General features: G+C 61.4%; 9 protein-coding genes and 1 pseudogene. 9 read left to right on the forward strand and 1 reads right to left on the reverse strand.

The features are described 5' to 3' along the window. Window positions 1-20: 20 nt before the first annotated feature. A complete protein-coding gene (gene map / locus LU684_RS26405; RefSeq protein ID WP_016485206.1) occupies window positions 21-803 on the reverse strand; it encodes a type I methionyl aminopeptidase in 783 nt (260 codons plus the stop codon). Window positions 804-1,148: 345 nt separating this feature from the next. On the opposite strand from map, the gene rpsB reads away from it, so the two are divergent. From rpsB to LU684_RS26450, 9 genes and pseudogenes are all read left to right on the forward strand, one after another. Next, window positions 1,149-1,886, forward strand: coding sequence for a 30S ribosomal protein S2 (gene rpsB / locus LU684_RS26410; protein WP_016485207.1), 738 nt, complete (start codon window positions 1,149-1,151; stop codon window positions 1,884-1,886). A gap of 185 nt (window positions 1,887-2,071) precedes the next feature. Next, window positions 2,072-2,935: a translation elongation factor Ts gene (tsf, locus tag LU684_RS26415; RefSeq protein ID WP_016485208.1), complete on the forward strand. Its 864-nt coding sequence runs from the start codon at window positions 2,072-2,074 to the stop codon at window positions 2,933-2,935. Window positions 2,936-3,114: 179 nt separating this feature from the next. Further along, window positions 3,115-3,858 carry a UMP kinase gene (gene pyrH, locus LU684_RS26420; protein ID WP_012270836.1) on the forward strand — a complete coding sequence of 248 codons (744 nt, stop codon included), beginning with the start codon at window positions 3,115-3,117 and terminating at the stop codon, window positions 3,856-3,858. After that, window positions 3,855-4,412 carry a ribosome recycling factor gene (frr, locus tag LU684_RS26425; protein WP_016485209.1) on the forward strand — a complete coding sequence of 186 codons (558 nt, stop codon included), beginning with the start codon at window positions 3,855-3,857 and terminating at the stop codon, window positions 4,410-4,412. The genes pyrH and frr overlap by 4 nt, the downstream gene beginning before the upstream one ends. A gap of 15 nt (window positions 4,413-4,427) precedes the next feature. Beyond that, window positions 4,428-5,183, forward strand: coding sequence for a polyprenyl diphosphate synthase (uppS, locus tag LU684_RS26430; protein ID WP_016485210.1), 756 nt, complete (start codon window positions 4,428-4,430; stop codon window positions 5,181-5,183). Then, window positions 5,183-5,998: a phosphatidate cytidylyltransferase gene (locus tag LU684_RS26435; RefSeq protein ID WP_016485211.1), complete on the forward strand. Its 816-nt coding sequence runs from the start codon at window positions 5,183-5,185 to the stop codon at window positions 5,996-5,998. Before uppS ends, LU684_RS26435 begins: the two co-directional genes overlap by 1 nt. Beyond that, on the forward strand, window positions 5,995-7,185 hold the full coding sequence (gene ispC / locus LU684_RS26440; protein WP_209953333.1) for a 1-deoxy-D-xylulose-5-phosphate reductoisomerase: 1,191 nt from the start codon (window positions 5,995-5,997) through the stop codon (window positions 7,183-7,185). Before LU684_RS26435 ends, ispC begins: the two co-directional genes overlap by 4 nt. A 70-nt stretch (window positions 7,186-7,255) precedes the next feature. After that, entirely contained in the window at window positions 7,256-8,608 is a 1,353-nt protein-coding gene (gene rseP, locus LU684_RS26445; RefSeq protein ID WP_016485213.1) for an RIP metalloprotease RseP, read from the forward strand. A gap of 73 nt (window positions 8,609-8,681) precedes the next feature. After that, window positions 8,682-8,842: pseudogene (locus LU684_RS26450) on the forward strand (POTRA domain-containing protein); the annotation flags it as partial.

The raw sequence follows: 8,842 nt of genomic DNA on the forward strand, positions 1-8,842 counted from the left end.
GGTGGCCTGTGGGAGTGCGGTCAGGCCGAGGTGCGCGGGATGGTGTCGTCCTTGCGCAGGGTGAAGATCTCATAGCCGGTCGCGGTCACCACCAGGGTGTGTTCCCACTGGGCCGAGAGCTTGCGGTCCTTGGTGATGGCGGTCCAGCCGTCGCCCAGCACCTTGGTGTCGGCCTTGCCCTGGTTGATCATCGGCTCGATGGTGAAGGTCATGCCTTCTTTAAGCTCCATGCCGGTGCCGGCGCGGCCGTAGTGCAGGATCTGCGGTTCTTCGTGGAACACCTTGCCGATGCCGTGGCCGCAGAACTCGCGTACCACCGAGAAGCCGTTCTTTTCCGCGTGCTTCTGGATCACTTCGCCGATATCGCCCAGGCGGCAGCCCGGCTTGACCAGCTCGATGGCCTTGTACATGCACTCCTGGGTAACCTTGGACAGGCGCTCGGCCCACACCGGCACGTTGCCCACGTGGAACATGCGGCTGGTATCGCCGTGGTAGCCGTCCTTGATCACGGTGACGTCGATGTTGAGCGTGTCACCGTCCTTGAGCGGCTTGTCGTTGGGGATGCCGTGGCAGACCACATGGTTGATCGAGGTGCAGATCGACTTCGGGTAGCCCTTGTAGTTGAGCGGCGCCGGGATGGCCTGCTGGACGTTGACGATATAGTCGTGGCACAAGCGGTCGAGCTCTTCGGTGGTAACACCGGGCTTGACGTGCTCCTCGATCATTTCCAGCACCTCGGCGGCCAGGCGGCCGGCGATGCGCATCTTCTCGATGTCTTCTGCGGTCTTGATGTTGACGGTCATTACAGGCTCTCTACGGCGCCGCACGCGGCGCGAACAAACGGGAAAGGCCGGATTCTAGCAGAGCAGGGCGGCATTCTGTCGGGATAAAGGCGGCCATGCTGCGGTCTACAGGAGGCATTCTGGCCTGTTTGGCGGGGCGCTGCAAAAACCGCTGACAGACGCAACCTCATTCGGGTTTCGTTCGCTGGCGGTCTGTGGTATAACATGCGCCGCTTTCGGGGACGACCCCGTAAGCCTAAACCCACACACGTGTCGACACGATGACCTGGGTGCCCCGGATTCTCGAATTTGCGGGTTGGTCATTGGGACGCGTGGAGGCCCAACCCGACTTACCAAGGAACTATCATGTCCCAAGTCAATATGCGCGATATGCTGAAGGCCGGTGTGCACTTCGGCCACCAGACCCGTTACTGGAACCCGAAAATGGGCAAGTACATTTTCGGCGCGCGTAACAAGATCCACATCATCAACCTGGAAAAAACCCTGCCAATGTTCAACGACGCCCTGGCGTTCGTAGAGCGTCTGGCTCAGGGCAAGAACAAGATCATGTTCGTCGGCACCAAGCGTTCCGCCGGCAAGATCGTCGCCGAGCAAGCTGCTCGTGCCGGTTCGCCATACGTTGACCACCGCTGGTTGGGCGGCATGCTGACCAACTACAAGACCATCCGCGCTTCGATCAAGCGTCTGCGCGACCTGGAAGCCCAGGCCGAAGACGGCACCTTTGCCAAGCTGACCAAGAAAGAAGCCCTGATGCGTTCGCGCGATCTGGAAAAGCTGGACCGCAGCCTGGGTGGTATCAAGGACATGGGCGGTCTGCCTGATGCCCTGTTCGTGATCGACGTTGACCACGAGCGCATTGCTATCACCGAAGCTAACAAGCTGGGCATCCCGGTTATCGGCGTTGTCGATACCAACAGCAGCCCGGAAGGTGTTGACTACATCATCCCAGGCAACGACGACGCCATCCGCGCCATCGAGCTGTACATGACTTCGATGGCTGACGCCATCATCCGCGGCCGCAACAACGTTGCTGGCGGCACCGAAGTCTATGTTGAAGAAGCGGCTGCACCTGCTGCTGAGTAATAGGCGCTAGCGTCTACTTGGCACGCAAAAAGGGGGCTTTGCCCCCTTTTTGCCACCTTGAAATCCTGCTGTCAGCAAGGGCCCCGCATTATGGGTTGGCTGAGATAACAACAGCGGATTCGCAGAATTTAACGCCCGTGACGAACGGGTGGAATGGTTGAAAAACTTTCCAAGAGGATTTTGAAATGGCAGCAATTACTGCAGCGCTGGTAAAAGAACTGCGCGAGCGTACTGGCGAAGGCATGATGGATTGCAAGAAAGCCCTGGAAAAGGCTGGCGGCGACATCGAGAAAGCCATTGACGACATGCGTGCCTCGGGCGCCATCAAGGCCGCCAAAAAGGCTGGCAACGTCGCTGCTGAAGGCGCTATCGCCGTCAAGACCGACGGTAAATCCGCCGTTCTGCTGGAAGTGAACTCGCAGACCGACTTCCTGGCCCTGCAAGACGACTTCAAGAACTTCGTTGCCGAAAGCCTTGAAGAAGCCTTCGCCCAGAAACTGACCGACGCCGCTCCGCTGATCGCCTCGCGTGAAGCAGCTCGTGAAGCCCTGGTTGCCAAGTGTGGCGAGAACGTCAACATCCGTCGCCTGGTGCGCGTTGAAGGTGACGTTGTCGGTGCCTACCTGCACGGCAACAAGATCGGCGCAGTCGTCGTTCTGAAAGGCGGTGACGTCGAGCTGGCGAAGAACATCGCCATGCACGTTGCAGCGTCGAACCCTGAGTTCCTGGATTCGTCGGAAATCTCCGCCGAGGCCATCGAGCGCGAGAAGAATGTCTTCCTGCAGCTGAACGCCGACAAGATTGCCGGCAAGCCGGAAAACATCGTTGAGAACATGATCAACGGCCGTATCACCAAGTTCAAGGCTGAAGCTTCGCTGAAAGAGCAGGCCTTCGTCATGAACCCAGAAGTCAAGGTTGGCGAGCTGGCCAAGAAAGCCGGCGCTGAAATCGTTTCCTTCACCTACTTCAAAGTAGGCGAAGGCATCGAGAAGCCAGTCGACGACTTCGCTGCTGAAGTTGCCGCTCAGGTAGCTGCCGCCAAGCAGTAAGACAGCCCCGTCTGTCGCCCCAAAGAGGCTGCCCGCTCACGCGCGCAGCCTCTTTGTCAAAACGGCGAAGGGTTTATGAAACCCGCCGCCGCTGGCACCAAAGCGGTGCCACGCTACAGTTAGCAGGCTGAAAACAGCCCGCACGAATTTTCTAAAGTACGCCGCAGGAGAGACTCGCAATGGCTCAGCAGGTGAGTGGTCGCCAACCTCGCTATAAACGCATTTTGCTCAAACTTAGCGGCGAGGCCCTGATGGGCTCGGAAGACTTCGGGATCGACCCGAAGGTGCTGGATCGCATGGCCCTTGAAGTTGGCCAGTTGGTAGGGATTGGTGTCCAGGTCGGCCTGGTGATTGGCGGTGGCAACCTGTTCCGTGGCGCTGCACTCAGCGCAGCCGGCATGGACCGCGTCACCGGTGACCACATGGGTATGCTGGCCACCGTGATGAACGGCCTGGCCATGCGCGATGCGCTGGAGCGCTCGAACATCCCGGCCCTGGTCATGTCCGCCATCTCCATGGTCGGCGTCACCGATCATTATGATCGCCGCAAAGCTATTCGCCACCTCAACTCCGGGGATGTGGTAATTTTCTCCGCCGGTACCGGCAACCCGTTCTTCACCACCGACTCCGCCGCTTGCCTGCGCGCCATCGAAATCGATGCCGACGTCGTGCTGAAGGCGACCAAGGTCGATGGTGTGTACACTGCCGATCCATTCAAGGACCCACACGCCGAGAAGTTCGATCACCTGACCTACGATGAGGTCCTGGATCGCAAGCTGGGTGTGATGGACCTGACCGCAATCGTCCTGTGCCGCGACCACGGGATGCCATTGCGGGTATTCAACATGAACAAGCCTGGCGCCCTGCTGAACATCGTGGTGGGTGGCGCTGAAGGTACTCTGATCGAGGAAGGCCAAGCATGATCAACGACATCAAGAAAGACGCGCAGGAGCGCATGACCAAGTCCCTTGAGGCCCTGAGCCGTAACCTGGCGGCGATCCGCACCGGTCGTGCCCACCCAAGCATCCTGGATAGCGTCAAGGTCACTGCCTGGGGCAGCGAAATGCCGCTGAACCAGGTGGCTGCGATCAGCGTCGAAGATGCCCGCACCCTGAAAATTGTCGCTCATGACAAAAACCTCAGCGCTGCCATCGAAAAGGCCATTCTTACCTCTGACCTGGGCCTGAACCCGTCCAGCGCCGGCACTACCATTCGTGTGCCAATGCCAGCCCTGACCGAGGAAACCCGCAAGGGCTATACCAAGCAGGCCAGTGGCGTGTGCGAGGATGCCAAGGTTGCCGTGCGCAACGTACGCCGCGACGCCCTTGCCGACCTGAAGAAGCTGACCAAGGACAAGGAAATCAGCGAAGACGAAGAACGTCGCGCCGCTGACGAGATCCAGAAGCTGACCGACAAGTTCGTTGCCGAAGTCGATGCTGCCTTCAAAGCCAAGGAAAAGGACCTGATGGCCGTCTAAGGCCGGGGTTTCTTAATGGAAAAGACCAAGCCAGTGGCGCCGTCCTCGGTGCCGCGTCACGTCGCGATCATCATGGATGGCAACAACCGCTGGGCGAAAAAACGCCTGCTGCCCGGCGTTGCCGGGCACAAGGCGGGTGTAGACGCCGTTCGCGCGGTCATCGAAGTGTGTGCCAAGTCCGGGGTCGAGGTACTGACCCTGTTCGCGTTCTCCAGCGAAAACTGGCAGCGCCCCGCCGAAGAGGTCGGTGCGCTGATGGAGCTGTTCTTCTCGGCCCTGCGCCGCGAGGCGAAGCGCCTCAACGAGAACAACATCAGCTTGCGCATCATCGGTGACCGTTCGCGTTTCCATCCCGAACTGCAAGCTGCCATGCGCGAGGCCGAGGCGCTGACCGCCGGCAACAACCGCTTCATCCTGCAGATTGCGGCCAACTACGGTGGCCAGTGGGACATCGCTCAGGCCGCTCAGCGGCTGGCGCGGGAAGTGCAAGCCGGGCACCTGCGCCCGGAAGACATTACCCCGGGCCTGCTGCAGACATGCCTGGCAACCGGCGAGCTACCGCTGCCGGACCTGTGCATTCGCACCGGTGGCGAGCACCGCATCAGCAATTTCCTGTTGTGGCAGCTGGCCTACGCCGAGCTGTATTTCTCCGACCTGTACTGGCCGGACTTCAAACACGAGGCCATGCGCAATGCCCTGGCCGATTTCGCTTCGCGCCAGCGCCGCTTCGGTAAGACCAGCGAGCAGGTCGAGGCTGGAGCTCGTGCTTAATGCTTAAACAACGCATCATGACTGCGCTGATCCTGCTGCCGATCGCGCTGGGTGGCTTCTTCCTGCTCAACGGCGGGGATTTCGCCCTGTTCATCGGCTTCGTGGTGACCCTTGGCGCCTGGGAGTGGGCACGTCTGGCCGGGTTGATGGCCCAGCCGCTGCGTATCGCCTATGCCGCGGTGGTCGCCGGAGCGCTGATGTTGCTGTACATCCTTCCGGAGCTGGCGCCCTGGGTGCTGGGTGCTGCAGTGATCTGGTGGGGGCTGGCCACCTGGCTGGTGCTTACCTACCCGCGTAGCAGCGAGCTGTGGGCCAGTGCCGCCTGCCGGTTGCTGATCGGCCTGCTGGTATTGCTGCCTGCCTGGCAGGGGCTGGTGTTGCTCAAGCACTGGCCGCTGGGCAATTGGCTGATCCTGTCGGTCATGGTGCTGGTGTGGGCCGCCGACATTGGCGCTTACTTCTCTGGCAGGGCCTTCGGCAAGCGCAAGCTGGCCCCGCAGGTCAGCCCAGGCAAGAGCTGGGAAGGCGTGTATGGCGGCCTGGCGGTGAGCCTTGCGATTACGTTGGCGGTTGGCATCAGTCGTGACTGGGGTTTCGGTCAGATCCTGCTGGGCCTGCTGGGTGCCGCGCTGCTGGTCATGTCCTCGGTGGTCGGTGACCTGACAGAGAGCATGTTCAAACGCCGCTCCGGTATCAAGGACAGCAGTAATCTGCTGCCCGGCCATGGTGGTGTACTCGACCGCATTGACAGCCTTACTGCGGCGATCCCGATTTTTGCCGTGTTGTTGTGGGCTGCCGAATGGGGTGTGATGTGAGCCGTCCGCAACGTATTACCGTACTCGGGGCCACCGGCTCCATCGGTCTGAGCACGCTGGATGTGATCGCGCGCCACCCCGATCGCTATCAGGTGTTCGCCCTCAGCGGTTATTCGCGCATCGACGAGTTGCTGGCCCTGTGCATGCGCCATCGCCCGGCCTTCGCAGTAGTGCCGAGTGCCGAAGCAGCTGTGCGACTGCGCGAAAACCTGGCGGCTGCCGGCTGCACCACCGAGGTGCTGGAAGGTGAGGCCGGGCTTTGTCAGGTGGCTTCGGCAGCGGAAGTGGATGCGGTGATGGCAGCGATTGTCGGCGCTGCCGGCCTGCGCCCCACCTTGGCTGCCGTCGAGGCGGGCAAGAAGGTGCTGCTGGCCAACAAGGAAGCCTTGGTAATGTCCGGTGCGCTGTTCATCGAGGCCGTGCGGCGCAGCAGTGCCGTGCTGTTGCCGATCGATAGCGAGCACAACGCGATCTTCCAGTGCATGCCCGGCGACTACGCGCGTGGCCTGAGCGCGGTTGGCGTGCGCCGGATACTGCTGACGGCTTCCGGTGGCCCGTTCCGTGAAACGCCGGTCGAAGCTTTGCTGGATGTGACGCCGGAGCAGGCCTGTGCGCATCCCAACTGGTCGATGGGGCGCAAGATTTCCGTGGATTCGGCCAGCATGATGAACAAGGGGCTCGAGCTGATCGAGGCCTGCTGGTTGTTCGATGCCCCTCCGGCCAAGGTCGAGGTGGTGGTGCACCCACAGAGTGTCATTCACTCCCTGGTCGATTATGTGGACGGTTCGGTGCTGGCGCAGTTGGGTAATCCGGACATGCGTACGCCGATCGCCAATGCCCTGGCGTGGCCTGAACGTATCGATTCCGGGGTGGCCCCGCTCGACCTGTTCGCCATCGCCCGTCTGGATTTCCATGCGCCCGACGAACAGCGCTTCCCTTGCCTGCGCCTGGCGCGGCAGGCTGCCGAGGCGGGCAACAGCGCACCCGCCGTACTCAATGCAGCCAATGAGGTGGCGGTCGAAGCATTTCTTGAGCGGCGTATCCGCTTTCCGGAGATCGCGGGTATGATCGAACAGGTGCTCGATCAGGAGCCCGTCGTGCCGCTGCCGTCGCTGGACGCGGTGTTCGCCGCCGACCAGCGTGCCCGGGAGCTTTCCCGTGAGTGGCTGAGGCGTCACGGTCGCTGATGCAAACCCACCCAGGTTTCTGAGGGGGCTGGCATACAGCCGGCCCGCTGAACATCATTCGGAGATGGACATGACAGCGCTCTACATGATTATCGGCACCCTTGTGGCTTTGGGTGTGCTGGTCACCTTCCACGAATTCGGCCACTTCTGGGTGGCGCGCCGCTGCGGCGTCAAGGTGCTGCGCTTCTCGGTGGGCTTCGGCACACCGCTGTTGCGCTGGCACGATCGCCATGGCACCGAGTTTGTGGTCGCCGCCATCCCGCTGGGTGGCTACGTGAAGATGCTCGACGAGCGCGAGGGTGATGTACCGCCAGCGCTGGCTGATCAGTCGTTCAACCGAAAGCCCGTGGGCCAGCGTATCGCGATCGTCGCGGCGGGCCCGATCGCCAACTTCCTGCTGGCCATCCTGTTCTTCTGGGTGCTGGCAATGATGGGTACCCAGCAAGTGCGGCCGGTGATCGGTGCAGTCGATGCTGGCAGCCTGGCTGCATCGGCCGGGCTGACCGCAGGTCAGGAAATCGTCTCTATCGACGGCAAGCCGACCAGCGGTTGGTCGGCGGTCAATTTGCAGCTTGTTCGTCGCCTTGGCGAGAGCGGCACCTTGCAGGTTGGGGTGCGCGACGAAGGCGCGTCTGCCGAGCGCCAGCTGCCGGTCAAGCTGGACAGCTGGCTAAAGGGCGCTGACGAGCCGGACCCTATCCAGTCCCTGGGGCTGCACCCTTGGCGGCCGGCGATTGAGCCGGTGCTGGCCGAGATCGATCCGAAGGGGCCGGCTGCCGCTGCGGGCCTCAGGACGGGTGACAAGCTGCTGAGCATCGACGGTGTTGCCGTGACGCAATGGCAGCAGGTGGTCGACAGTGTGCGTGCCCGCCCGGCTGCCAATGTGGTAGTGCGTGTCGAGCGTGACGGTGCGGCCCTGGACGTGCGGGTAACCCTGGCGCGCAAGGGGGAGGGCAAGGCTGCCGGTGGTTATCTGGGTGCCGGAGTAAAAGGTGGCGAATGGCCTGCCAGCATGCTCCGCGAAATCAGCTACGGCCCGCTTGAAGCGGTGGGTGAGGGCTTGTCACGCACCTGGAGCATGAGCGTGCTGACCCTCGAATCGCTGAAGAAAATGCTGTTCGGGGAGCTCTCGGTAAAAAACTTGAGTGGACCGATAACCATTGCTAAAGTGGCGGGCGCTTCAGCCCAGTCCGGCGTGGGGGATTTCCTGAATTTCCTGGCCTACCTGAGCATAAGCCTGGGGGTTCTTAACTTGCTGCCCATCCCGGTACTGGATGGGGGGCATTTGCTGTTTTACCTGGTCGAGTGGGCGCGCGGTCGTCCGCTGTCGGATCGGGTGCAAGGTTGGGGGGTCCAGATCGGTATCAGTTTGGTCATAGGGGTGATGTTGCTCGCCCTGATCAACGATCTGGGTCGACTATAAAGCTTCGCTCAATTGCGAACCTGCCGCTTTTTCGCGGCAGGTTGTTTATTGCCAGTTGGAATAAAAGGACTTCATGAAACGTCTGCTGCTAACTGCGGTCATGTCCGCACTGATGATCGCTGAAGTTCACGCCGAGTCCTTCACCATCTCCGATATTCGCGTCAACGGCCTGCAGCGGGTGTCCGCTGGCAGTGTTTTCGGTGCCTTGCCGCTGAACGTCGGCGACCAGGCCGA

It is taken from the genome of Pseudomonas sp. NMI542_15, assembly GCF_021283425.1.
In the GTDB taxonomy this organism is placed as follows: Bacteria; Pseudomonadota; Gammaproteobacteria; order Pseudomonadales; family Pseudomonadaceae; genus Aquipseudomonas; species Aquipseudomonas fortuita.